At 72.6% G+C, this 23,137-nt stretch carries 16 protein-coding genes and 2 pseudogenes; 6 read left to right on the forward strand and 12 right to left on the reverse strand.

Going from position 1 to position 23,137, the window contains the following annotated elements; all coding sequences use genetic code 11:
* Positions 1–8 precede the first annotated feature (8 nt).
* On the forward strand, positions 9–1,802 hold the full coding sequence (locus ICW24_RS01455; RefSeq protein WP_226343937.1) for a potassium channel protein: 1,794 nt from the start codon (positions 9–11) through the stop codon (positions 1,800–1,802).
* Here the strand turns inward: ICW24_RS01455 and ICW24_RS01460 are convergent.
* Positions 1,786–3,224, reverse strand: a pseudogene (locus tag ICW24_RS01460) (DASS family sodium-coupled anion symporter). The gene ICW24_RS01455 and the pseudogene ICW24_RS01460 sit on opposite strands and share 17 nt — an antisense overlap.
* Positions 3,225–3,535: 311 nt before the next feature.
* On the opposite strand from ICW24_RS01460, the gene ICW24_RS01465 reads away from it, so the two are divergent.
* Both ICW24_RS01465 and ICW24_RS01470 read left to right on the forward strand, forming a co-directional pair.
* Positions 3,536–4,924 (forward strand): MFS transporter, encoded by a 1,389-nt coding sequence (locus ICW24_RS01465; RefSeq protein WP_226343938.1) that lies wholly within the window; start codon positions 3,536–3,538, stop codon positions 4,922–4,924.
* A 118-nt stretch (positions 4,925–5,042) separates the two neighbouring features.
* Positions 5,043–6,539: a M28 family peptidase gene (locus ICW24_RS01470; protein ID WP_226343939.1), complete on the forward strand. Its 1,497-nt coding sequence runs from the start codon at positions 5,043–5,045 to the stop codon at positions 6,537–6,539.
* 259 nt (positions 6,540–6,798) lie between these two features.
* On the opposite strand, the pseudogene ICW24_RS01475 reads toward ICW24_RS01470, so the two are convergent.
* Positions 6,799–7,961: pseudogene (locus ICW24_RS01475) on the reverse strand (IS3 family transposase).
* Positions 7,962–8,133: 172 nt separating this feature from the next.
* On the opposite strand from ICW24_RS01475, the gene ICW24_RS01480 reads away from it, so the two are divergent.
* The gene (locus ICW24_RS01480) at positions 8,134–10,530 is read left to right on the forward strand and encodes a putative bifunctional diguanylate cyclase/phosphodiesterase (RefSeq protein WP_226343940.1); all 2,397 of its coding nucleotides are present in this window, start codon (positions 8,134–8,136) and stop codon (positions 10,528–10,530) included.
* 25 nt (positions 10,531–10,555) lie between these two features.
* Here the strand turns inward: ICW24_RS01480 and ICW24_RS01485 are convergent, their stop codons facing one another.
* Genes ICW24_RS01485 through ICW24_RS01495 form a run of 3 tightly spaced genes read right to left on the reverse strand, consistent with a single transcriptional unit; the run spans position 10,556 to position 13,580 of the window.
* Positions 10,556–11,806 carry a cytochrome P450 gene (locus ICW24_RS01485; protein ID WP_226343941.1) on the reverse strand — a complete coding sequence of 417 codons (1,251 nt, stop codon included), beginning with the start codon at positions 11,804–11,806 and terminating at the stop codon, positions 10,556–10,558.
* An 11-nt stretch (positions 11,807–11,817) separates the two neighbouring features.
* Positions 11,818–12,762, reverse strand: coding sequence for a PDR/VanB family oxidoreductase (locus tag ICW24_RS01490; protein ID WP_226343942.1), 945 nt, complete (start codon positions 12,760–12,762; stop codon positions 11,818–11,820).
* 59 nt (positions 12,763–12,821) lie between these two features.
* The gene (locus ICW24_RS01495) at positions 12,822–13,580 is read right to left on the reverse strand and encodes an IclR family transcriptional regulator (RefSeq protein ID WP_226343943.1); all 759 of its coding nucleotides are present in this window, start codon (positions 13,578–13,580) and stop codon (positions 12,822–12,824) included.
* Between the two features lie 66 nt (positions 13,581–13,646).
* Here ICW24_RS01495 and ICW24_RS01500 point away from each other — a divergent pair, with 66 nt between their 5' ends.
* Complete coding sequence (locus ICW24_RS01500) at positions 13,647–13,865, forward strand: PIN domain-containing protein (protein WP_226343944.1); 219 nt, start codon at positions 13,647–13,649, stop codon at positions 13,863–13,865.
* Positions 13,866–13,927: 62 nt separating this feature from the next.
* On the opposite strand, the gene ICW24_RS01505 is transcribed toward ICW24_RS01500, so the two are convergent.
* The 7 genes from ICW24_RS01505 to ICW24_RS01535 all read right to left on the reverse strand — a co-directional run bounded on the left by ICW24_RS01505 (position 13,928) and on the right by ICW24_RS01535 (position 21,407).
* Positions 13,928–14,941 carry a cyclase family protein gene (locus ICW24_RS01505; RefSeq protein WP_226343945.1) on the reverse strand — a complete coding sequence of 338 codons (1,014 nt, stop codon included), beginning with the start codon at positions 14,939–14,941 and terminating at the stop codon, positions 13,928–13,930.
* The gene (locus ICW24_RS01510) at positions 14,938–16,137 is read right to left on the reverse strand and encodes an alpha/beta hydrolase family protein (protein WP_226343946.1); all 1,200 of its coding nucleotides are present in this window, start codon (positions 16,135–16,137) and stop codon (positions 14,938–14,940) included. The genes ICW24_RS01505 and ICW24_RS01510 overlap by 4 nt, the downstream gene beginning before the upstream one ends.
* Positions 16,137–16,922 (reverse strand): SDR family NAD(P)-dependent oxidoreductase, encoded by a 786-nt coding sequence (locus ICW24_RS01515; RefSeq protein WP_226343947.1) that lies wholly within the window; start codon positions 16,920–16,922, stop codon positions 16,137–16,139. The genes ICW24_RS01510 and ICW24_RS01515 overlap by 1 nt, the downstream gene beginning before the upstream one ends.
* Positions 16,919–17,998 (reverse strand): fumarylacetoacetate hydrolase family protein, encoded by a 1,080-nt coding sequence (locus ICW24_RS01520; protein ID WP_226343948.1) that lies wholly within the window; start codon positions 17,996–17,998, stop codon positions 16,919–16,921. Before ICW24_RS01520 ends, ICW24_RS01515 begins: the two co-directional genes overlap by 4 nt.
* A 55-nt stretch (positions 17,999–18,053) precedes the next feature.
* Entirely contained in the window at positions 18,054–19,187 is a 1,134-nt protein-coding gene (locus ICW24_RS01525) for an FAD-dependent monooxygenase (RefSeq protein WP_226343949.1), read from the reverse strand.
* Between the two features lie 204 nt (positions 19,188–19,391).
* On the reverse strand, positions 19,392–20,390 hold the full coding sequence (locus ICW24_RS01530; protein ID WP_226343950.1) for a LysR family transcriptional regulator: 999 nt from the start codon (positions 20,388–20,390) through the stop codon (positions 19,392–19,394).
* A gap of 45 nt (positions 20,391–20,435) precedes the next feature.
* On the reverse strand, positions 20,436–21,407 hold the full coding sequence (locus ICW24_RS01535) for a VOC family protein (protein WP_226343951.1): 972 nt from the start codon (positions 21,405–21,407) through the stop codon (positions 20,436–20,438).
* Positions 21,408–21,771: 364 nt separating this feature from the next.
* Between ICW24_RS01535 and ICW24_RS01540 the strand changes: the two genes are divergently transcribed.
* Positions 21,772–23,100, forward strand: a complete 1,329-nt coding sequence (locus tag ICW24_RS01540) for an MFS transporter (protein WP_226343952.1) — start codon at positions 21,772–21,774, stop codon at positions 23,098–23,100.
* Positions 23,101–23,137: the final 37 nt, after the last annotated feature.

Below are 23,137 nucleotides of genomic sequence, written 5' to 3' on the forward strand. Positions count from 1 at the left end.
ATCTCGCCGTGAACCCCCTGCTCCTGCGTCCGCTGCGGCCGCCGCACGGCCGACCGTCCCGGCGCCGCCGACGGGGCCCCGAGACGGGATCGCCGCTGCGGCGCGCCACCGTGCCCGTGCCGACCAAGGTCGCCTCGACCGACGCCGTCTTCCTCGTCCTGCGCCGGATGCGGGCCCCGCTCATCGCCCTCGTCGTCGTCTTCACGATCTCGACGGCGGGTCTGACGTTCATCCCCGGCCGCGACGACGCGGGGAACGTCTACCGGATGACGGCGTTCGACGCCTTCTACTTCATGAGTTACACGGCGACGACGATCGGTTTCGGGGAGGTGCCCTACCCGTTCACCGTCGCGCAGCGGTTGTGGGTGACGGGGTCGATCTTCGCGTCGGTCACGTGCTGGGCGTACTCGATCGGCGCGCTCTTCGCGCTGCTGCAGGACCAGGCCTTCGACGACGCGATGAAGACCCAGCGGTTCCGGCGCAAGGTGCGCCGCATCCGGGAGCCGTTCTTCCTCGTGGCCGGGTACGGGCAGGCGGGTCGGGCGGTGGCCCGGGGCCTCGACGCCCGCGGACGTCGGGTCGTCGTCATCGACATCGACGAGCGACGCCTCGACCAGCTCGCCACCGACCAGCTGACCGTGGACGTCCCCGGCGTCGAGGGAGACGCCCGCAACCCCGCCCTGCTCGGTCTGGCGGGGCTGGGCAACCGGTACTGCGAGGGCGTGCTCGCGTTGACGAGCAACCAGGAGGCGAACCTCGCGGTCGTCATGGCCGTCCACCTGCTGCGCCCCGACCTGCCCGCCCACGCTCGGGCCGAGTCGCGCGACGCGGCGGCCGACCTGCTCGCCTTCGAGCCGGAGGCTGTCATCAACCCCTACGACGACTACGGCCTGTTCCTCGTCCTGGCGCTCAAGCACCCGGCCCTGTCCCGCCTGGTCACGTGGCTCATGGCGACGCCGGGGACCGAGCTGCCGGAGCTGCGCGAGGGCCTGACCGACGGGACGTGGGTCGTCTCGGCCGACGACCGCTTCGGCCGGGAGGTGGCGGCCGACCTCGAGGCCGCCGGCCTCGACGTCCACCTCGTCGACCCGGCGCACGGGCACCCCGACGTGCGGCACGCCGCCGGCATCGTCGCGGGCTCGGAGCAGGACGGGGCCAACCTCTCGCTGGCCGCGCACGCCCGGCTCACCCACCCGGACGTGTACATCGCCGTCCGGCAGCACAGCGACACGAACGCGGCGTTGCTCGACGCGTTCGAGCCCGACTCGGTGTTCATCCCCACCGAGCTCGTCGCCAAGGAGGCGCTCGGGCAGATCACCGTCCCGATGGCGTGGAGCTTCATCACCCACGCGATGCATCAGGACGACGCGTGGGGCCGGGAGATGACCGACCTGCTCGTGGACCGGTGCGGGACACGGTCCCCGGCCAGTCACGCCGTCGCGCTCACGCGGCGCGAGGCGCCCGCCGTCGCGCGTTGGCTCACCCACGCGGAGCTGACGGTCGGCGAGCTGCTGCGCGACTGCGACGACCGTTCGCGCCCGATCCGCGCCGTGCCGATCGTGCTGCGTCGCGGCGACGACGTCGTGTTCACCCCGCCCGAGGACACGGCGCTCCGCCCGGACGACGTCCTCGTGCTCGCCGGGCGCTTCGGGGCGTTCGACGCCCTGTACGAGACGCTCTACAACGACTCGGCGGTGGAGTACGTCGCCACCGGGCGCGAGGTACCGAACACCTGGGTCTTCCGCACGCTGGCACGGCGCCGGCGGGCCCGGCGCGCCGCCCGCGTCACCAGACCCCGATGACCTTCATCCACGGGACGCCGACGCCGAACCACACGCCGAGCAGCACGACGCTCATGACCAGGCCGACCCGCAGCCACTCCGCGACCGGCACGTAGCCCGAACCGAAGACGACCCCGGCGGGCCCCGACGCGTAGTGCGGAGGGCGCCGAACAGGTTGCCGAGGAAGCCGAGGACGAGCGCGGCGAAGAGCACGGGCGCCCCCGCCGCGATCGCCGCGGAGAGGAACACGGCATACATCGCGACGATGTGGGCCGTGTTCGACGCGAAGGCGTAGTGCAGGTAGAAGTACGTGGCGCCGAGGATGAGCAGGGCCAGGGGCCAGCCGAGCCCCTGCGTGGCGGCGGCCACGCGGTCGCCGACGAACCCGATGACCCCGAGCTTCTCGAGCTGGTCGGCCATGCCGACGAGGACGCCGAAGAACAGCAGGGTCGACCAGGCAGAGGCGTCGGCGGCGAGGTGTTTCCACGTGAGGACGCCCGTGCACAGCAGGATCGCGATGCCGACGAAGGCGGCCGCCGTCGCGTTGATCGACAGCTGCGCCCCCAGGCTCCACATGAGCAGGAGCAGCACGAACGTGGCGATCATGACGCGCTCGTCGCGCGATACCCGGCCGAGGCGGGCGAGCTCCTCGCGGGCCTGGGCGGGCGCCTCGGGGGTCGACGTGACGGTCGGGGGATACAGGCGCGCCATGACCCAGGGGATGATCGCGAGGCAGACGAGGCCGGGCACGAGACCGGCGAGCGCCCACGTGCCCCAGCTGATCTGGGCCCCCTGGCCGGCGGCGGCACGCTGCGCGATCGGGTTGCCCGCCATGGCGGTGAGGAACATCGCGGCCGTGACCGCGTTGACGTGGACCGACGTCATGAGCAGGTACGAGCCGAGCCGGCGACGCGAGGCCGGGGTGTCGGGGTGGCTGTCCTGGACCTGCGCGAGCGACCGGATGATCGGGTAGAGCACCCCGCCGGCCCGGGCCGTGTTCGACGGCGTCGCGGGAGCGAGGACGAGGTCGGTGAGCGCCATCCCGTACGCGACGCCGGTGCTCGAGCGGCCGAGCCGGGCGACGAACAGCAACGCGATCCGCCGCCCGAGACCGGTGACGAGGAACCCCTCGGCGATGAAGAACGAGGCGACGATGAGCCACACCGCGGGGTTGGCGAACCCCTCCAGCGCCTCCGTGCTCGGGTTCATCGCGCCCGTGATCATCGCGGCCGCGAGCCCGACGAGGCACACCGACGCCGTCGGCAGCGGCTGCAGGATGAGGGCGAGGATTGTCCCGACGAAGATGCCCGCCATGAGCATCCCGCGCGGGTCCACGCCCGCCGGTGGGGGGACGAACGCGACCGCCAGGGTCACGGCGACGATGAGCAGGACCTTGACCACTGCCGTCCGCCGGGCCGACGAGGGGGTGGGGGTTTCGGGCACGGCACGTCTCCTTCGCGCAGGTCAGGGGGCGTCTCGACGGTAGCGCCGAGCGCGCGCCCGCGGAGGGGTCGTTGGTCCCGCCCGGTGGCGCGCGAGGGGTGTCTGTCGGACCCGAGGTCTACCGTCGGGGGATGGAGTCGTCGGGGCCCGCGGGCGCAGAGTCGAGGCCCGAGGACAGAGAGTCGTCGATGCCCGAGGACAGAGAGTCGTCGAGGCCCGAAGACGTTTCAGGAGGGGCCTCGCCCGTGGGGATCCCGGACGGGGTTCCGCCGCCGATGGCGCCGTCGGTCGGGGCACCCGCGGAGGCTCCGGTGCAGATCACACAGGCGGAGGCGCACCTGCCGCCGGGGGTTGAGCGCGGGCCGGCCACGGTCCGGGCGTTCCACCACGTGCTCGTCAACTCGCTCATCGCGAACGTGACGACGAGCTACCTGTGGTTCGCCCTCACCTTCTGGGCCTACCTCGAGACGCGGTCGGTGCTCGCCACCTCGATCATCGGCGGCTCGTACATGCTCCTCATCGCCGTGTGCAGCCTGTTCTTCGGCACGATCGTCGACCGGTACCGCAAGAAGCCGATCATGGTCGTCTCGGCCGGGGTGCCCCTCGTGGCGTTTTTCCTGGCGGGCGCGATCTACCTCGCCTTCGACGAAGCGCGCCTCGCCGACTGGAACGGTCCCGTGTTCTGGCTGTTCGTCGGGGTGGTCCTCGTGGGCGGGGTCGTCGAGAGCCTGCGCAACATCGCGCTGTCGACCACGGTGACGCTCCTCGTGCCGCCGGAGCTGCGCGACCGCGCCAACGGCCTCGTCGGCACCGTGCAGGGGATCGCGTTCATGGTGACGAGCGTGTTCAGCGGCCTGTCCATCGGCCTCCTCGGGCTCGGCGGGACCCTCGCCGTCGCCGTCGGCCTCACGGCGATCTCGCTCGCGCACCTGCTGACGATCCCCGTCCCGGAACGCCGGCCCACCGTCGTCGCGGGCGAGGCCCGGCCCGCCTTCGACGTCGCGGGGGCCGTCTCGGCCATCCGGGTCGTGCCGGGGCTCACGGCGCTCATCGTCTTCACGATGTTCAACAACCTCGTGGGCGGCGTCTTCGTGGCCCTCATGGACCCGTACGGCCTCACCCTGTTCTCCGTCGAGGCGTGGGGCATCGTGCTCGGCGTAACGAGCCTCGGGTTCGTCGCCGGCGGTGCGCTCGTCGCGAGGTTCGGCCTCGGAGCCAACCCGGTACGCACGCTCCTGCTCGCCAACGTCGGTGTCGCGGTGCTGTCGATGCTGTTCGCGATCCGCGAGGTGTGGTGGGTGTACGCGGTCGGCATCTTCGTGTTCATGTGTCTCGCCCCCGCTGCGGAGGCGGCCGAGCAGACGATCCTCCAGCGCGTCGTGCCGTACCGCAGCCAGGGCCGGGTGTTCGGGTTCGCCCAGAGCGTCGAGGCGGCCGCGAGCCCCGTCTCGGCGTTCCTCATCGGGCCGATCGCCCAGTTCTGGCTCATCCCGTACATGGCCACTCCGGCGGGGCGGGAGCGGTTCGCGTGGCTCCTCGGCGAAGGCGAGGCGCGCGGGATCGCGCTTGTGTTCCTCCTCGCCGGGACGATCCTGCTCGTCACCGTGCTGCTCGCGCTCGTCTCCCGGCCGTACCGGCGGCTCTCCGCGTCGTACGCGGCCGCGGGAGACGGTCGTTCGGGCGGGCGGACCGAGGCGTGAGTCTTCGGTCAGGTCACGAACCGGTAACGGGACCCGGCGATCGGAGATACCGGACGCGCCGGGCTGCCTAGGGTGCCGACACCGAGCCGAACACGGCTCCACACCAACAGGAGTGGATGTGCGCACCTCACGTCGTAACGCCCTCGTCGCTTTGGCGGTCACCGGGCTCGTCAGCAGCGGCAGCGCCGTCGCCGTCGCGAACCCGTCCGTCGCGCAGGCCCCGGGCGTCGTCGCCGCCCCTCCGGCCAAGGACCTCAAGGCCACCGAGAAGCTGCGCAAGGCCGTCACCGCCGACGCCGTCATGTCGCACCTGCGCCGGTTCCAGGCGATCGCCGACGCCAATGACGGCAACCGCGGCGCCGGAACGAGCGGCTACGAGGCCTCCGGGAAGTACGTCGAGGGCGTGCTGGCCAAGGCCGGCTACACGACCAAGCGCCAGCACTTCGACTTCTTCTACGAGAAGGTCACCGCCACCTCCCTCGGCGTCGTCTCCCCGCAGGCGCGGGCGATCGAGCACAACCCGATGAGCTACAGCCCGGCCACCCCGGCGGGCGGCATCACCGCGGCCCTCGTCGCCCCCAAGGTCGCCACCGGCTGCGACGCCGCCGCGTGGGAGGGCGTCGCCGCCACCGGCAAGATCGCGCTCGTCGCCCGCGGCACGTGCTCGTTCTCCGTAAAGTCGCAGGCCGCCAAGGCCGCCGGCGCGAGCGCCGCGATCATCTACAACAACGCCGACGGCGCCCTCAACGGCACCCTCGGTGAGCTCAGCGACGCGAACGTCCCCACGACCGGCGTCACGCAGGCCGAGGGGCAGGCGCTGCTCGCCCAGGTCGGCTCCGGGCCCGTCACCGTCAAGTTCGTGCTCGACAAGATCGTCGAGAAGCGCAAGACGTTCAACATCATCGCCGAGTCCAAGCGCGGCAACCCCGACAACGTCGTCATGGCGGGCGCGCACCTCGACTCCGTCGACGACGGTCCGGGTATCAACGACAACGGCTCGGGCTCCGCCGCCATCCTCGAGGTCGCGGTGCAGCTCGCGAAGCAGAAGAACATCCAGGGCAAGCCCGCCAACAAGGTGCGCTTCGCCTGGTGGGGCGCCGAGGAGCTCGGCCTGCTCGGCTCGCAGCACTACGTGAACGACCTCAAGACGAAAAACCCGGCGGCGCTGAAGAAGATCGCGACCTACCTCAACTTCGACATGGTCGGCTCGCCGAACCACATCATCGGCGTCTACGACGCCGACCAGTCGACGTACAAGGCGCCCGTCGCGGTGCCGGCGGGCTCCACCGCCACGGAGGACGTCTTCACCGACTACTTCGGCGCGACCAAACAGCCCTGGGTCGACACCGAGTTCTCGGGCCGCTCCGACTACCAGGCCTTCATCACCAACGGCATCCCCGCCTCGGGCCTGTTCACCGGCGCCGACGGCACGAAGACGGCCAAGGAGGTCCAGCTCTTCGGCGGGACCGCCGGGATCACCTACGACCCGAATTACCACACCCCCAAGGACGACATCAAGAACATCAACGTCAAGGCGCTCGACATCAACAGCGACGCCATCGCCCACGCGGTGCTCTCGCTCGCGACGAGCACGAGGGCTGTCAACGGCCGTTGACACACCGAGGGCCGTCGGGCGGGCGCAGGGCCTGTCCGACGGCCGTCGTCCGTCCCCTTGGCACGACACGTGCCGGGGGCTCGGCCGCCGCCGGGTCGAAACGGGCAGTGCGGACCGAAACACGTCAGTAGCGGAACCGGCGCACGAGGTCGAGAACACCCTCAGCCTGATGACCGAGGACGTCGGCCGCCCGAGACGTCTCCTCGGAGGTCCGCCGGGCGAGATCGGGACTGCTGCACGAACAGGTGACAGTCGGGTGTCAGGCCGCGGTTGCGGTCCGACTGGTCGCTATGGTCTCAAACTCGATGGGGGTCACGCGTCCGAGTCGGGTCTGTCGGCGTCGACGACGGTAGGTCCGCTCAATCCAGGTGACAATCGCGATGCGCAGTTCCTCGCGGGTGTGCCACCGCTTGCGGTCAAGGACGTTCTTCTGCAGTAGCGCGAAGAAGGACTCCATCGCCGCGTTGTCGCCGGCCGCGCCGACCCGTCCCATCGACCCGACCAGGCCATGACGGCTCAGAGCGTGAACATATTTACGGGCTCAACATTGCGACCCACGATTCGAATGTAGAACGCAGCCGGCGATGTCACCGCGGCGCGCGACCGCGTTGTCCAGGGCGTTCACCGCCCGACGCACCTTCATTCGGGAGTCGATGGAGTAGCCCACGATCCGGCCCGAGTAGACGTCCTTGATCGCGCACAGGTACAGCTTGCCCTCGTCGGTGCGGTGCTCGGTGATGTCAGTCAGCCACAACTCGTTGACCCGCGCGGCGGTGAAGTCCCGACGGACGAGGTCGTCGTGCACCGGCGGGCCAGGCTGCTTGCCGCTGGCGGCGCGCTTCTCCCCGAACGCGCTCCACCACCGCTTATCCCGGCAGATCCGCCACGCCGTGCGTGCCGCCATCCTCGAGCCGGCGTCAACGGCCTCCTTGTGCAGGTAGCGGTAGCCGAACTCGGGATCCTCGGCGTGGGCATCGAAGAGCGCGTTCGCGCGGCAGCCTCGATGAGCTCGCGGTCTGTGACCGGCCGCGCCACCCACCGGTAGTACTGGACACGACACAACTTCAGCACCCGGCAGGTCACCGCGACGGGGATCCCGTCGACGGCCAGGTCACGGACCAGCGGGAACATCATTCCCGGCAGGTTCGCCTGCGACAGGTACGCAGCCGCGCGACGCAACACCTCGTTCTCCTGGGCCAACAGAGGGTTCCGGCGACGCAACTCGCGCAGCTCACTGGACTCCGAGGCCGTCGTGCCAGGACGGTTGCCATCTTCCACATCGGCCTTGCGCATCCACTTGTTCAAGGTCATCTCGTGGATCCCGAAGTCCTTCGCGATCTGCGAGAGCGTCACCCCCGGTTCACGGTTACGGGCCACGCGCACGACGTCCTCACGGAACTCGGCAGGGAACGGTCTGGGCATATCGGCATCCTTCCAGGCCCACCCGCAGGCAAGCCAGATCAGATGTCACCCGACCGTTCAGCAGTCCCCACCCACGGCGGCCCTGGCTCGCTCAGCTCCGTCAGCACGCCGCCGATGTGAAGCCTGGAGCGGTACGGAGCCGCCCGGGAGAGTCCCCGCGTCGAGGAGATGCATGTCTGTTCCGTCCGCTTACGTCTCGCTCGGGCGTGGAAAGCAATCGGCGAGTGAGCGCCAGGCCGCGGTCTTCACGATCGCGGCCCTGGTGGCGTTCGCCGTGCTGTTGCTCCCGGCCCCGATCCTGAGCCCACTCGCCGGCCTGCGTGACCTCGTCCTGTACAACGCCGTCTGCGTCGGAGCGGCCGTCGCGACCGGTCTTCGCGCCCGTCGTCGACCCTGCGGGTGGGCGTGGGGATTCATGTCGGTCGCGCTGGCTGTGACCACGGCCTCCAACCTGTACTACAGCATCGTGGTCTCCGGCCTCGTGGCGGCTCCCGCCGTGACGCTCGACGACCTCGGCTACTGGGCGTTTTTCCCGCTCACATACATCTTCGTCATCGGGCTACTGCGCTCCCGCGTCACGCACTGGGAGCCGAGTTTCGCGATCGACGGCGTCGCCGGAGCGTTCCTCACGGCCGCAGTCGCCCTGTCGTTCGTCGTCCAACCACTCGTCGAGTCCATCGGCGGAGACCGTTCCCTCCTGCTCGTGACCCTCGCCTGGCCGGTGAGCGACATCATCCTCGTTATCTTGCTGATGTGCGGCTCGCTGCTCGTCGCCAACGGTCTCGACCGACAGCTCATCCTCGTCATGTGGGGCCTCGTCGTCTTCGCCGTAGGGGACGCCGTCTACGCCGTGCTCACCAGCCGCAACGAATACTCCGAGGGCGGCCTGCTGGATCTGACGTGGCTCATCGGGTTCACGCTCATCGCCGTCGGGGCGGCCATGCGGGAGAGCCGAACGGAATCCCACGAGGACCACGGCAACCAGAACACCCATCCGTGGGCGTTCATCCTCCTGCCCATGACTCTGGGGGCGGTCGGCGTCGTCCTCCTGTCTCCCGTGGGTTCGGGTCACCTCGACCAGCTCTCGCACTGGTTCGTCGTCATCACGCTGTTCCTTGCCATGCTGCGAGTGCTATGGACCTACCGCGGCCTGTGGTCGCTCGAGGAGGTCCGGCGTCAGGCGCTCACGGACGAACTCACCGGCCTGCGCAACCGCCGCGCGCTGGCCCTGGAGGCGGCGTCGCTCCTCGCGCCGCGCCAGCCCCGCGGGCCGGGCGGCGGCGACGGCAAGGACGTGGCCAGGGTGGCCCTGCTCCTCCTCGACCTCGACGGGTTCAAGGAGGTCAACGACTCGCTCGGCCACGCCGCCGGTGACGCCCTGCTCATCAGGCTCGGCTACCGGCTGAGGCGGGCGACCACGTCGGCCACCGGGGTGCTCGCGCGGCTCGGAGGGGACGAATTCGCCGTGCTCCTTCCGGGCGCGGGGGACGACGAGGCGCGCGCCTTCGCCCATCGCCTCCTCGGCGAGGTCTCGCGGTCGGTCATCGTCGACGACGCCCGAGTGGACGTGTCGGGCAGCATCGGCATCGCCCTGTCTCCCGACCACGGCCACGAGTACTCCGAGCTTATGCGGCGCGCCGACATCGCCATGTACCGCGCGAAGGCGGGGCGCCACGGGGTGGTGGTCTACGACCCCGACCTGCGGGACATGTTCGGCGAGGGCCGCCTCCGCCGCATCAGCGAGATCCGTCACGGCCTGTCGCGGGGCGAGTTCATCGTCTATTACCAACCCAAGATCGACATGCAGACCAACGAGACCCGGGGCGTCGAGGCACTCGTGCGCTGGAACCACCCGAAGGAAGGCCTTCTCGCGCCGGACACGTTCCTCCCTCTCGTCGACGACTGCGGGCTCATGCCGACGCTCACGTTGCACGTGCTCGCCACCGCGGTCAAGCAGGCCGCCGCGTGGCGGGCCGAGGGGCACTCCCTGACGGTGGCGGTCAACCTCTCCCCCTCGGCCGTCGTCGACAGCAGCCTGCCGGCCAAGATCGTCGCCGTCCTCGACGAGGCTCGCCTCCCGCCGACCTTTCTCGTGCTCGAGATCACCGAGGAGTCGTTGCTCGAGGATCGCCAACGGGCGCGGACGGTACTCGCGGCCCTGCGCGAGACGGGCGTCTGCATCTCGATCGACGACTTCGGCAGCGGGTACTCGTCGCTGTCGTACCTGCGCGAGCTGCCGGTCGACGAACTAAAACTGGACCGCTCCTTCATCAGCCCGATGACGCAGGACCCACGGGCCGCCTCGATCGTTCGCGCGACGATCGACCTGGCGCACTCCCTGAGCATGAGAATCGTCGCCGAGGGCGTCGAGGATCAGGCCGCGGCCGCACAGCTGACCGGCTACGGATGCGACGTCGCCCAGGGCTACCACTACGCCCGCCCGCAGCCCGCCTGCGAGCTCCGGCAATGGCTCGACCGGACGGCGCGGCCCGATGAGACGCCCGCCCGTGCCGGCCTGACAGCCGACGTCGCCGGCGTGGGCATCGACCTCGCCGTGCGACCGGCCTGATCACTCGCGTCACGCGAGTGGGGCCCTACCCTGTCGGCACGAGCCGGATGGGCAGCTGCTGCCACGTCCGCAGCGTGTTGTTGGGCTTGCGGGTCGGCTCGCCGACCAGCTCGACGCGTTCGACGCGCTCCGCGAGGGCCGTGAACAGGGCCTCCGCCTCGAGCCGGGCGACGTGCTGCCCGGCGCATTGGTGCAGACCCATGCCGAAGCCGACGTGCCCGGAGGGGTCGCGGCCCAGGTCGAAGGCGTCCGACGCCTGCCAGCGCCGCGGGTCGCGGTTGGCCGAGCCGAGGAACATGAGGATCTTCCGATCCGCGGGCACGCGGAAGCCGGACACGTCGATGTCCACCTCGGCGGTGCGGAAGAAGGTCTGCACGGGTGACTCCCACCGCACGGCCTCGTCGAAGGCGACCCGGGCCAGAGCGGGCTCGGCGCGCAGCCGGGCGTACTGGTCGGGGTGCGTCGCGAAGGCGTGCAGGCAGGCGGCGAGGCCGTTGACGGTGGTGTCGACGCCCGCGGTGAGCAGGGAACGCACGACGAGCGGGGCCTGCTCGGGGGTGATGTCGCCGCGGTCGGACGCCGCCCAGATCTGGGCGCCGAAGCCGCCCGGCGCGAGGTTCTCCCGGCGGCACTGCTCCCCGATCCAGGCGATCGTCGGGCCGATGTCCCGCTCCGCCGACGTCAGGAGGTCGTTGCGCGGCCCGAAGGCGTTGAACGCGAAGCTGCCGTACGGGATGAGGTGCTCCCGCCCGTCCGGGCCGAGGCCGACCGCGTCGGGGAACACCCGCAGCGGGAATACCTCGGCGAGGTCGGCGACCCCGTCGAGGTCGCCTCCCCGGGCGAGCGCGGCCGCCACGACCTCGCGGGCGTCCTCCAGCCACCGGTCGCGCAGCCGGCGCAGGGCCCGCGCCGACAGGATCGAGGTGAGCACCGCCCGGGGCGCGTCGTGGTGGGGCGGGTCCGCCTCGAGCAGCAGGCTGGGCGGACGCCACGGCGGTTCGCGGCGGAAGTCGGACACCCCGACCCCGGCCGAGGAGATGAAGCCCTGCCAGTTCGTCAGCGCGGCGTGCACGTCCGCGTACCGGCCCATCGCGTAGACCCCGTACCGCGACAGGTACGCCAGGGGGCCGGTCTCCCGCAGCTCGTGCTGCATCGGCAGCGGGTCGAGCAGGACCTCGGGCGAGAACGGGTCGACGTCGAGGACCGGGACGTCGCCCCCGGGCTCGGGCGCCGGCGGCGGGATCGAGGCGGTCGCGTCGGTGGTGGTGGAGGTCATCGCCGGCTCCTTCACAGGTCGAGGACGAGTCGAGGGGTACGAGAGCGCGAGACGCAGACGAACATGCTCCGCCCGGAGCGGCGTTCCTCGTCGTCGAGAAGGCTGTCGCGGTGGTCGGGGACGCCGTCGAGGACGTCGACCTCGCACGTGCCGCACAGCCCGCGCCGGCACGAGGTGAGGACCGACACCCCCGCCGCGCGCAGGGCGTCGACGACGGGGATCCCCGGCCCGACGGGGACGGTGCGCCCGCTGGAGGCGAGCTCGACGTCGAAGGCCCGGTCGTTCGTGGCGTCGACCTCGGCCGCGACGAAACGCTCGGTCCGCAGCGACCCGGCCGGCCACCCCGCGCACCGCGCGTGCACGGCATCGAGGAGGGGCCCCGGGCCGCAGACGTGGACCTTCCGGTCGGGGGCGGGTTCCCCGAGGTGGGCGTCCAGCGGCAGCAGTCCGGCCTCGTCGACGGGGTGGACCACGACGCGGTCCCCGTACCGGGACAGGTCGTCCAGGAAGGCCATCGACGCCCGGCTGCGGCCGCCGTACAGGAGCTGCCACTGGGCGCCGAGCCGTTCGGCGGCGTCGATCATCGGCAGGATCGGCGTGATGCCGATGCCTCCGGCGACGAAGAGGTAGCGCGCGGCCGGCGCGAGCCGGAACGCGTTGCGTGGTCCGCCGAGGCCGACCCGGTCGCTGACGACGAGGCGGTCGTGGACCTGGGCCGAGCCGCCCCGGCCGGCGACCTCGCGGAGCACGGCGATGCGGTAGACGTGCGCGTCGCGCCGATCGCCGCACAGCGAGTACTGCCGGACGACGCCGTCGGGCAGGACGAGGTCGATGTGCGAGCCCGGGGTCCAGTCCGGCAACCGGGCGCCGTCGGGATCTCGCAGCTCGATCGCAGCGACACCCGCGGCCACGAGCCGCTTGTCCGCCACGACCAGGGTTCGTCCGGTCTCCGACATGGGTCCTCCTCGTCGAGGTCGATGACCCGAGCATGCGCCGGCCTGTCGGCCGCGCGGTCCTACGTTCTCGCTGAGTGAGAGAAGCCGTGCTCGGTCAACGAGGCGTCGATGCGCCGGGCCGCCTCGAGGAGGACGCCGACGTGGCGCGTCGCGCCCGCGTCGTTCGGCACGATGACCGAGACGGCGGCGACGACCCCGCCGTCCGCGTCCCGGACGGGGGCCGCGAGCCCGGCCGCGTCGGCGTGCAGGAAGCCGCGGCACAGGGCGTAGCCCTCACGGCGCACGTGCGCGAGCAGGCGGCGGATGTGTTCCGGGTCGGTCGGGGTGTGCGGCGTGTAGCTCGGCGCGACCTGAGCGCGCACGCGGGCGAGCGTGGCCCGGTCGGCGTGGGCCAGCAGCACGAGCCCGGACGACGAGGCCGTCAGCGGCAGCCGCCCCGCCACCGTCGTGTAGTTGACGACGGCCCCCGGCGCCTGGACGCGTTCGAGGAAGAGCACCTCGTCGCCGTCCCGGACGCCGAACTGCGTGTTCTGACCCACGATTCCCTGCAGCCAGGCCAGGTGCGGCAGCGCGAGGGTGCGCAGGAGGAGGGTCGGCTGGGCGCGCGACCCCAGCTCCCACAGGCGCATCCCCAGGCGCACGCCCCGGTCGCCCGTCCGCTCGACGAGGCCCTGCCGCTCGAGCTCGGCGACCAGCCGGCTCGCCGTGGCCACGTGCAGACCCGAGCGGGTGGCGAGCTGCGACACGGTCAGCACGGGGTCCGCGGCGGAGAAGCAGTCCAGCAGGCGCACCACCCGCCCCGTCACCGACTCACCCATCACCCCAGTGTGGACAATCCGGCCGGCGGAGGGGCGGCCGCCGCGCGACCACTCGACACCGACGTGGTGTCCGAACCGCTGCGCACAGCCCCGTCCGAACGCGTCGTGGCCTGGCTCGACGCCCAACACATCGACACCCTCTACCTCACGACCGTCACGCTGGCCGAGGTCCGGTTCGGCATCGCGGCGCTCCCGGATGGGCGTCGGAAGCGCACTCTGGCCCACCGGTTCGAGGCGGAGACGGTGCCCCTGTTCGCCGGCCGGATCCTCACGTTCGACGCCTGACGGCGCTCAGCTGCCCTCGCACCGACGATCCTGATACGAGCGTCGGTCGAGGAGGTGGGCACTCAGACCAGCGCGATCGGGTTGACCGGGGAGCCCACGGCCCCGGTGATCGGGATGGGGGCGGCGACGAGCATGACCTCGTAGGAGCCGTGCTCGGCGCAGTCGGCGGCGAGGGCGTCGAGGTCCCACATCTCGCCGAGGAACAGACCCATGTTCGGGATGGCCACCTGGTGCAGGGGCTGGAAGGCGGGGACGTCGAACTCGTTGGGCCGCACCTCGAACCCCCACGTGTCCGTGGCGATCGCGGCGATGTCGCGCCCGCGCAGCCAGTCCGCGGTGCCGAACGAGAGGCCGGGGGCCGGGCCGCCCGCGTAGTCGCCCCAGCCCTCGCGGCGGGCGCGCGTGAGCTGGCCGGTGCGCACGAGGAGGATGTCGCCGGAGCCGACCGCACTGGAGTCTCCCTGAGCGGCGATCGTCGCCTCGAGGTGCTCGGCCGTCACGGCGAACCCGTCGGGCAGCTCGCCGTCCGATCCGATCGCGCGGCCGACGTCGAGGAGCACCGCCCGGCCGGCCATCCGGCTGCCGACGGTCTCGATGCCGGTGAGGCGGTCGCCCTCGGAGGTGACGACCTGCCCGGCCCGGCGCCCGTTCCAGGCCATGCCGTGGTCGAAGATGTGCCCGAGCCCGTCCCACTGCGTCGAGCACTGCAGCGGCATGGCGACCACGTCGTCGGCTCCCCCGATGCCGTGGGGGAAGCCCTGGGTGCCGGCCTCGGCGTCGGTGCCCGTGTCGAGCATCGTGTGCACGGGATTGGTCCGCCGGCGCCACCCCTTCTGGGGCCCGTCCATCCCGAACGGCTGCGACAGCGAGAACGCGACCCCGCGGCGCACGAGCCGCGCCCCCTGCACGCGCTTGGCGTCGTCGAGGAGGTTGAGCGTGCCGAGCACGTCGTCCGGCCCCCACCGGCCCCAGTTCGAGCAGCGCCGGGCCGCGGCGGCGACGGCGCCCTCGGGGTCGCTGCGGTCCCAGTCGGCGCTGGGGTCCCGGTCGGTGCTGCGGTCCCGGTCGGTGCTCACGCGCCGGCCCTCGCGCCGCGCTGCTGACCCGGGGCCGGCACGGCGTACCCGCCGCCGGGCACCTCGGCGAAGGTCTCCGCGATCCAGTCGGCGGTGAACTGCGCGACGTAGGGGAAGTTGTCGAGCCCGATGTGCTCGGCGCCGCCCTCGGCCCGGGTGAAGACGCGCAGCTCCCGCTTCGGTGACGCGGTCGCCTGCTCGTAGGAACGGTGGGCGTACTCGAGCGGGATCTGCCGGTCGTTCTCGCCGTGCGTGATGAGGAACGGGCAGGTGATCTGCTCGACGATCCCGTCGAGGTGGATGCCGTCGGCGAAGTCGATGAACTCCTCCAGGTCGTCGTATCCCCACACCCACAGCACGTGCTTCCAGTAGTGCGGCACGGGGTTCTCCCCCTCCCGCTCGAGCCGGCGACGCTGCACGGCGCCCCAGTTGTGGTTGGCCCCCCACGCGACCGCGAGCGCGAGCCGCTTCTCGAACGCCGCCGCGCGCGGCACGTAATACCCGCCGAGCGACCAGCCGGCGAGGCCGATGCGGTCGGGGTCGACGTCCCCGCGCGCCAGGAGGTAATCGACGCAGGCGCCGACCCAGGCCTCGGTGTCGGGCCGGGCGGTCATGCCGCGCAGCCGCAACGCCTCGCCGGCGCCGGGCTGGTCGACGGACAGGCAGGAGATGCCGCGTTCGGCGAGCATCGCCGGGAAGCGCGCCGTGTAGATGTGCTCCTTCGTCGAGTCCAGTCCGTTGACCATGATGACGACGGGTGCGCCCGGCCCGGCCGAGGTGAAGTAGCAGGGGATGCTGCCGCCCTCGTAGGGGACCTCGACGCGGCTCGTCGCGGGGTCGAGGAGCTCGAACGTCTTGTTCATGAGTTCGAGCAGGTGGCGGTAGGCGACGTTGCGCTCCTCCCCCGCCTCCTGCATCCGCTCGGACTGGCTCAGGTAGGCCGCCGCGCGGAAGTACTTCTCCCCCGCCGAGCGCACCCAGCCGCGCTCCTCGTCGGCCCGGGCGGACGCCTCGAGGTCGTCGGCGACGGCCGTCCACGCGGCGAGGAAGTCCTTCGTGCCGACGTCGGCCCCCTGCTGGGCGATCTCCTTCAACGGCCGGCACGCGCGGTCGACCTCGTCGATGAGGCCGCCGGAGTTGAGGGTGGCGACGACGCCCAGGTTCCAGACGTAGTTGCCGGGGAAGTACTCGAACATCAGGATTCTCCGTCGGTCGGCGGGGTGGGGTGGTCGGGAGTGGTCGACGCGAGTCGCATCGCGTCGGCGATCGGTTTGGCGCCGGCTTGGGAGGCGGCGCCGCCGTCGACGTCGAGCTCGGCGCCGTGGACGTAGGAGGCCTCGTCCGAGAGGAGGAAGGCGACGGCGTCGGCGACCTCGTCGGCCCGGCCGACGCGGCCGAGGGGCGCGGCGTCGGTCGACGCCGCGCGGAAGGCCGGGGCGGCGCTGCGGGTCATCTCGGTGTCGACGAAGCCGGGGTGCACGACGTTGACGCGGACGCCGCGCGGGCCGAGGTCGAGGGCGGTGGCGTGGGCCAGCCCGCGGACGGCCCACTTGCTCGCCGTGTAGGCGGCCGGGTAGTGCCCGGTGCGCGCCGCGAGCGAGCCGATCATGACGACCGAGCCGCCCACGGGCAGGAGCGGCAGCAGGCTGCGCACGGCCAGGTGGGTACCGACGACGTTGACGTCGAGCACCTCGCGCAGGTCGGCCGCGTCGAGGTCGGCCGCCCGGGCCCGGCGGGTGATGCCGGCGCAGGTGACGACGCCGTCGACCCGGCCGGGCTCCGCCCGCAGGTCGGCGGCGAGGTCGGCCCAGGCCCCCTCGTCGGTGACGTCGAGCTCGCGGACGCCGGGGGCGGGCGCGCGGTCGAGCCCCACGACCCGGGCACCGAGGGCGCGGGCCCGCTGCGCCACCGCCGCGCCGAGGCCGCGCGCGGCGCCGGTGACGACGACGACCCGGCCGGCCAGGCGGCCCGGCTCGCTCACGGGGCGTGCCCGGGGAGCCCGCGGGCCTCGCGCCGGGCGACCCGCTCCGCGGCGTCGAAGCGTCGGGGGGCCGGCAGCGGCGCCGGCGCGCGGCCGGCGACGACGCGGTTCGTCAGCGACCCCAGGCCCTCGACGGTGATCGTCACGACCGACCCCGGCGTCAGGGGCGGCGGGGTGCGCTCGCCGGGGCGACCCCACAGCTCGGCGAGGCAGCCGCCGTTGCCGGTCGTGCCCGAGCCGAGCACGTCGCCGGGGCGCAGCAGGGAGTCGCGGCTCGCGTAGGCGGCGAGCGCGCCGAACGTCCAGCCCATGTGCGAGAGCAGGTCGGCCCCGACGAGGCGCCCGTCGATCTCGACGCGGCAGGCCAGGTCGAGGAAGCCGTCGTCGTCGTGGCGGCCCTCGAGCTCGTCGGCGGTGACGATCCACGGGCCGAGGCTCGTCGCGAAGTCCTTGCCCTTGCACGGGCCGAGGCCCACCTGCATCTCCGCGCCCTGCAGGTCGCGGGCCGACCAGTCGTTGAACAGCGTGTAGCCGAAGATCGCCGCCCGCCCGTGCGCCGGGTCGGCGTCCCGCGTCGGCGTCCCGACGACGGCGCCGACCTCGAGCTCGAGGTCGAGCGCCACGCTGCCGCCGGGGACGGCGACGTCGTCGCCGTCGGCGAGCAGCCGGTGCGGGTTCGTGAAGTAATAGGTCGGGGCCGCGTACCAGCGCTCGGGCACCCCGGCGACGCCCTCGATGCCCTGGCGGACGCCCTCGACGTGCTCCTCGAAGGCGACGAAGTCGCGGATCGCGCCGGGCCGGACGGGCACGCCGAGACGCACCTGCGAGAGCGGGACCGGCGCCGCGTCCCGGACCGCCCGCTCCCCCAGCTCGAGGGCCGCGGGCAGGCCGAGGGCCACGAGGTCGTCGAGGTCGTGCCCCTCGACGACGTGGACGACGGCGCTCGCCCGGTCGTCGCCGACGACGACGGCCGCGCGACGCGCCCGCGAGCCGTCCTGACCGCTCGGTCCGGCAGTGTTATGCTCTCCGGCCGCGTCGGCCGGCTCGGCCAGAACGTGGATCGTCGCGAACCTCATGGGCGTCTCCTCGGGGACCTCGGCAGCATCGGTAGCGGGCAGCGCGTCGTCGCCGTCACGGCTTCTGCGCGAGCATGCCGCTGATCCGGCCCATGAGGCCGGGCACGTCGCCGCGCTCGTGGGCGAGCAGCCAGTCGCCGAGCTGCACCGAGCCCTCGACGACGGCCCCGGCCCGCGGGAGCCGGCGGTCGGCGTACGCCCGGAGCAGCGCGTCGTCGAAATCGTCGGCGGCGGTGAGGATCTCGGCGAGGACCGCCGCGTCCTCGAGGGCCATCGCGGCGCCCTGCGCGATCGTGGGAGGGCAGGAGTGCGCCGCGTCGCCGGCGAGGACGACCCGCCCGCGGTGCCAGGCGTCCGGCACGACGTGGGTCTCGAACTTCGTGTAGTTGACCCGGGAGGGGTCGGTGAGCCGCTCCCGGATGTCGTCCCAGGGCCCGTGGTAGGCGGTCGACAGCTCGCGCATGACGTCGAGCCCGTCCTGCGGGGACAACTCGAGCCGGGCGGGGTCGTAGTCCTCGACGACGTAGGCGTAGAGGCTGTCCTGACCGGTCGGACAGTAGCCGGCGATGTAGCTCGGGCCGCCGTAGTAGAGGTCGGTGCGGGTCACGGACTCCGGCCGGGTCGTGAACGCGCGCCAGATCCCCATCCCCGTCCGGCGCGGCTCCGTCGTGATGCCGATGAGGGAACGCACCTGGCTGCGGATGCCGTCGGCGCCGACGACGAGGTCGTAGCGGCCCGCCGTGCCGTCGGTGAAGGCCACGCTCACCGCGTCCGGCCCCGAATCGAGCGACTCGATGCCGAGCCCGTAGTCGAAGCGGACCCCGGCCTCGACGGCGCGGTCGACGACGATCCGCGCGAGGTCGGGCCGGTAGATGCCGAGGGTGGCGGGCAGGTCGGGGCCGCCGGTGCGCAGCTCCGTGAGCTCGGCGACGAGGCTGCCGTGGGGGTCGGGGGCGCGCAGGCCGAGGCCGTCGAAGGCGTAACCGTGCGCGGCCACCTGGTCCCACACCCCGAGGACGCGCAGCACGCGCAGGGCGTTGCCCTGGAGGGTGATGCCGGACCCGAGGGCGTGGACGCCGTCCTTGGTGTCGACGATGCGGACGTCCACCCCTGCCTCGGCGAGGAGGATGCCGAGGCTGACGCCCGCCATCCCCGCCCCGACGACGAGGACGTCGTTCACTGCTGCCATGACCCGCTCCTTTGCGTTGCCGACTTCGCGCTCGCCTCGGGCCCCGCACGCGCAACCCAGGCATGCTGCACCCGCGCCGCGCGGCGCCCGTCGATCCTTCCCTCATCCTCGACGCGCCCTTGGGGGCGGGGGAAGCGGCGCTGCGGGCTAGGAGCTATCGACGCGATCGATAGCCGCCGATGTCTCGGCCGGCGACGCGCCCGTTCAGCCGGGCTCGGCGTCCGCGGCCGGCGCGCTCGGCGCCGTCGGCGCGGAGCCCGCGGTGATGCGCACGGGGTGCACGTCGAGCACCGGGTCGGCGAGGTCGCCGACCGCCCCGCGGACGAGGTCGCGCAGCCAGGCGTTGCCGGGATCGGCGCTCTGCAGGGGGTGCCAGAACATCCCCTCGACGAGGGGGACGTCGAGGTCGTCGGCGAAGTCGATCGCGACGACCCTGCCGTCGCGGGTCGCCGGGGCCGCGAGGTGGCGGGGCACGAGCGCGACGAGGTCGGTCCCCTCGACGATCGAGGGCAGCGCCTGGAAGCCGGAGATGCGGGCGACGATGCGGGTGGGCTGCCCGGCCTCGGCGAAGAAGCGCATCGGCGGCGTGACGATGCTGCCGCCGAACTCACCGACGGCCTGCGGGGCCGACGCGATGTCGGCGACGGTGAGCCGGTCGCGGGTCAGCAGCGCGTGGCCGGGGTCGGTGATGACGACGAAGTCGTCGTGGAAGAGGGACCGGGAGGCGCCGGGCAGGTCGAAGCCCATCGGGCCGATGATGAGGTCGATCTGGCCGAAGGCCTGCGACCCCGTGCCGATGGCCGGCCGCGAGGTCGGCACGATGTCGACCCGGATGCCGGGGGCGTCGGCGGTGATCCGGGCGCGCACGTGCCGCAGCAGCACGCCCGTGACGTAGTCGGAGGCGGCGATGACGAACGTGCGGTCGCTGGAGGCCGGGTCGAAGTCGGCGTGCAGCTGCAGCGCGTCCTGCACGTCGGCCATCGCCACGTCCACGCGGGGCGCGAGCGCCTGCGCGAACGGCGTCAGCTCGTACCCCCGCCCGGAGCGCACGAGCAGCTCGTCGTTGAAATGCCGACGCAACCGGCCGAGGGAGGCGCTCATCGCCGACTGGCTCAGGTGCATCCGCTCGGCGGCGCGCGAGACGTTGCGCAGCTCGAGCAGCGCCTGCAGCGACGGCAGCAGGTTGAGGTCAACGTCCTTCATGTCCCGCATTGTCGGCCCCCGCGTGGGTCGCCCGCCGGATCCGCCTCAGACCGGCGGGGCGACGAAGACGCCCCGGTCGGGGTCGTTGAAGGACCGCTGCGCGACGAACTCGTTCATCGGGTTCGCCGTGCCCCACTGGTCGCTGACCATTGGGTCGGTGAAGTCGTAGAGGTGCGGGTGCCACGAGTCCTCGTCGAGCCGCTCGAGCTCGGTCGTGTACTCGATCGTGTTGCCGTGCGGGTCGAGGAAGTAGCTGAACGTGTTGTTGCCCGCCATGTGCCGCCCCGGGCCCCACACCTTCTCGATCCCGCCGCGCAGGAGCCGGCCGGTGCCGCGCATGTACTCGTCGATGCCGCGCATCTCGAAGGAGGCGTGGTGCAGCGAGACGTGCGGGCCGCGGGCGACGGCGAAGCTGTGGTGCAGGAAGTTCGTGCGCAGGAACCACATCATCCGGCCCATCCGCGGGTGCATGAGGGTGTCGGAGAGCGCGAAGCCGAGGTGGCGGCGGTAGAACGCGACGGTCTGCTCGGGGTTCGGGCTGTTGACGACGACGTGCGAGAGCTTGACCGGCACCGACTCGCCCTCCTCGAGCTTGCGATGCGCCCGGACCTCGACGTCGGCGGAGACCTCGACCGTGCGGCCGTCGTTGTCGAAGAACCGCACGCCGTAGCCGCCGCCGGGGGTCTGCAGCGGGCCCGGGTCGCCGACGAGTCGCACGCCCTCGCGGCCGAGGCGCTCGGCGAGCGCGTCGACGTCGGCGGGAGTGGCCGCGCCGAAGGCGACGAGGTCGATGCGCTTCTCCTCGGCCCGGCGCAGCCGCACCGAGTACTGCTCCGGCGAGCCGGCCGCGGCGAGGAACGCGATGCCGCCCTCGCTCACCTGCTCCTCCAGGCCCCACATGTCCGTGTAGAAGCGCAGCTGCTCGTCGTAGTCGGGCACGGCGAGATCGACATGGCGCAGGTGGGTGATGAGGCGCTCGTCGGGGGCGGTCTCGATGAGGTCGTCGTCGATCGTCATGGAGTCTGTCGTCCTTCGCATCGGTGGGTCGTCGTCCACTCTGGGCGCCGCGGCCGGGGCGGGGAAGAGCGTCCGGGCGATGCGGGGTATCGACGCCGTGGATGCGTCGGACCTCGCCGCCCCCGCCACCCGTCGGGCCGCGCGGGGGCATCGCCGGGGCGGCCGCCGCTGCCGCCCCGGCCCGTCGGGGGCGCGAATCCCGTCGCGCGCCCGGCGGTCTCGCGGCTATCACTCGGGTGCATACCTGGCAGCCGGGATCGTCGCTTCCCACCCCGGTCCTCGCCCGCGACCCTGATCCGAACGGCGCCCGCACCGGAGCGGGGGCCGGCGACGCGACGTCGCCCCGAGCCGAGCAGGAGCCATCATGTCCGCTGCGTCACCCCCGGCCGCCTCCGCCGACCACGGGCCCGGCACGCCCGCGACGGGCCCGGTCGGCCCGACCCGTCGGATCGACCCGATCGGCGCGGCCGAACCGGCCGGTCCGATCAATCCCCGCACGGGGCGCCCGGCCGGCCGGTTCGAGGGGGCGATCCTGCTCGCGTGCGCGTGCATGTCGGTGCTCGCCGCCGTGCTCATGGCGCCGAACCTGCCGCGCATCCAGGAGGCGTTCGCGACGACCCCGGGCGTCGAGATCCTCACCCCGATGGTCGTCACGCTGCCGGCGCTCATGGTCGGGCTCACGGCCCTCGTCGCCGGGCGCATCGTCGACCGGGTGGGGCGACAGCGGCTGCTCGTCGTCTCGCTCGTCCTCTACGCCGTCGCCGGCACGGCCCCGCTGTGGCTGCCGACGCTGCCCCTCGTCGTCGGCAGCCGCGTGCTCGTCGGCCTCTGCGAGGCGGCGATCATGACGTGCTGCACGACGCTGCTCGCCGACTACTTCCACGGCCACACACGCGAGCGCTACTTCGGCTACCAGGTCATGACGACGACGATCGCGGCGACCGTGCTGTTCGGCCTCGGCGGAGCCCTCGGCGCCTCGAGCTGGCGGACCCCGTTCTGGCTGTACGCGGTCGCCGCCGTGCTCGCGGTCCTCTGCGCGGTGTTCCTCTTCAACCCGGCCCACACCGCCCGCCCCGAGGGCGATCTGACGCCGGTCCCGTGGCGCTCCCTGCTCGCGCCGATCGGCGTGACCTTCCTCGGCGGCCTCGTCTTCTACGTGCTCATCGTCGAGCTGTCGTACCGCCTCGTCGAGGTCGGCGTCACGTCGCCCGCGCAGATCGGCCTCTTCAGCGCGATCGCGTCGGTCGGGACCGCGGCCGGGTCGTTCACGTTCACCCGGATCGCCGGCCGGGGCCCGGCCGTGACGGTGCCGCTCGCGTTCGGCCTCTCCGGCGTCGGGCTCCTCGGGATGGGGCTCGCCCCCTCGCTCGCGCTCCTCGTCCCCGCCGCGGTCGTCACCGGCTTCGGCAACGGGCTGCTCCTGCCGTCGCTGCTCACGTGGGCGCTCACCCCGCTCACCGCCGAGCAGCACGGCCGCGGCACCGGGCTGTGGACGTCGGCGAGCTTCCTCGGCAACTTCGTCTGCCCGATCGTCGTCATCGCCCTCGGCGCGGCGCTCGGCGGCCTCGGCCCCGCGGTCGCCGCCGTCGGCCTCCTCGCGCTCGCGGTGGGCCTCGGGGTCCGGTGGGGCCGTCGCTCCCGCGCGGGCGCCGCGGCCGTCGACGCCGCCACCGCCCCCGGCGTGGCGCACTGACACGTTCCGGGAAGCCAGGGGCCGTGAGCCGCGCACG

It is taken from the genome of Agilicoccus flavus (genome assembly GCF_014857905.1).
GTDB classification, from domain to species: Bacteria; Actinomycetota; Actinomycetes; order Actinomycetales; family Dermatophilaceae; genus Agilicoccus; species Agilicoccus flavus.

Bases quoted from the DNA above. Each gene is read 5' to 3' on its own strand.
- ICW24_RS01485 (WP_226343941.1), bottom strand. From the start codon at position 11,806: ATGACCTCCACCACCACCGACGCGACCGCCTCGATCCCGCCGCCGGCG.
- ICW24_RS01510 (WP_226343946.1), bottom strand. From the start codon at position 16,137: ATGTTCGAGTACTTCCCCGGCAACTACGTCTGGAACCTGGGCGTCGTC.
- ICW24_RS01535 (WP_226343951.1), bottom strand. From the start codon at position 21,407: ATGACGATCGACGACGACCTCATCGAGACCGCCCCCGACGAGCGCCTC.
- ICW24_RS01525 (WP_226343949.1), bottom strand. From the start codon at position 19,187: ATGGCAGCAGTGAACGACGTCCTCGTCGTCGGGGCGGGGATGGCGGGC.
- ICW24_RS01520 (WP_226343948.1), bottom strand. From the start codon at position 17,998: ATGAGGTTCGCGACGATCCACGTTCTGGCCGAGCCGGCCGACGCGGCC.
- ICW24_RS01540 (WP_226343952.1), top strand. From the start codon at position 21,772: ATGTCCGCTGCGTCACCCCCGGCCGCCTCCGCCGACCACGGGCCCGGC.
- ICW24_RS01530 (WP_226343950.1), bottom strand. From the start codon at position 20,390: ATGAAGGACGTTGACCTCAACCTGCTGCCGTCGCTGCAGGCGCTGCTC.
- ICW24_RS01495 (WP_226343943.1), bottom strand. From the start codon at position 13,580: ATGGGTGAGTCGGTGACGGGGCGGGTGGTGCGCCTGCTGGACTGCTTC.
- ICW24_RS01490 (WP_226343942.1), bottom strand. From the start codon at position 12,762: ATGTCGGAGACCGGACGAACCCTGGTCGTGGCGGACAAGCGGCTCGTG.
- ICW24_RS01480 (WP_226343940.1), top strand. From the start codon at position 8,134: ATGTCTGTTCCGTCCGCTTACGTCTCGCTCGGGCGTGGAAAGCAATCG.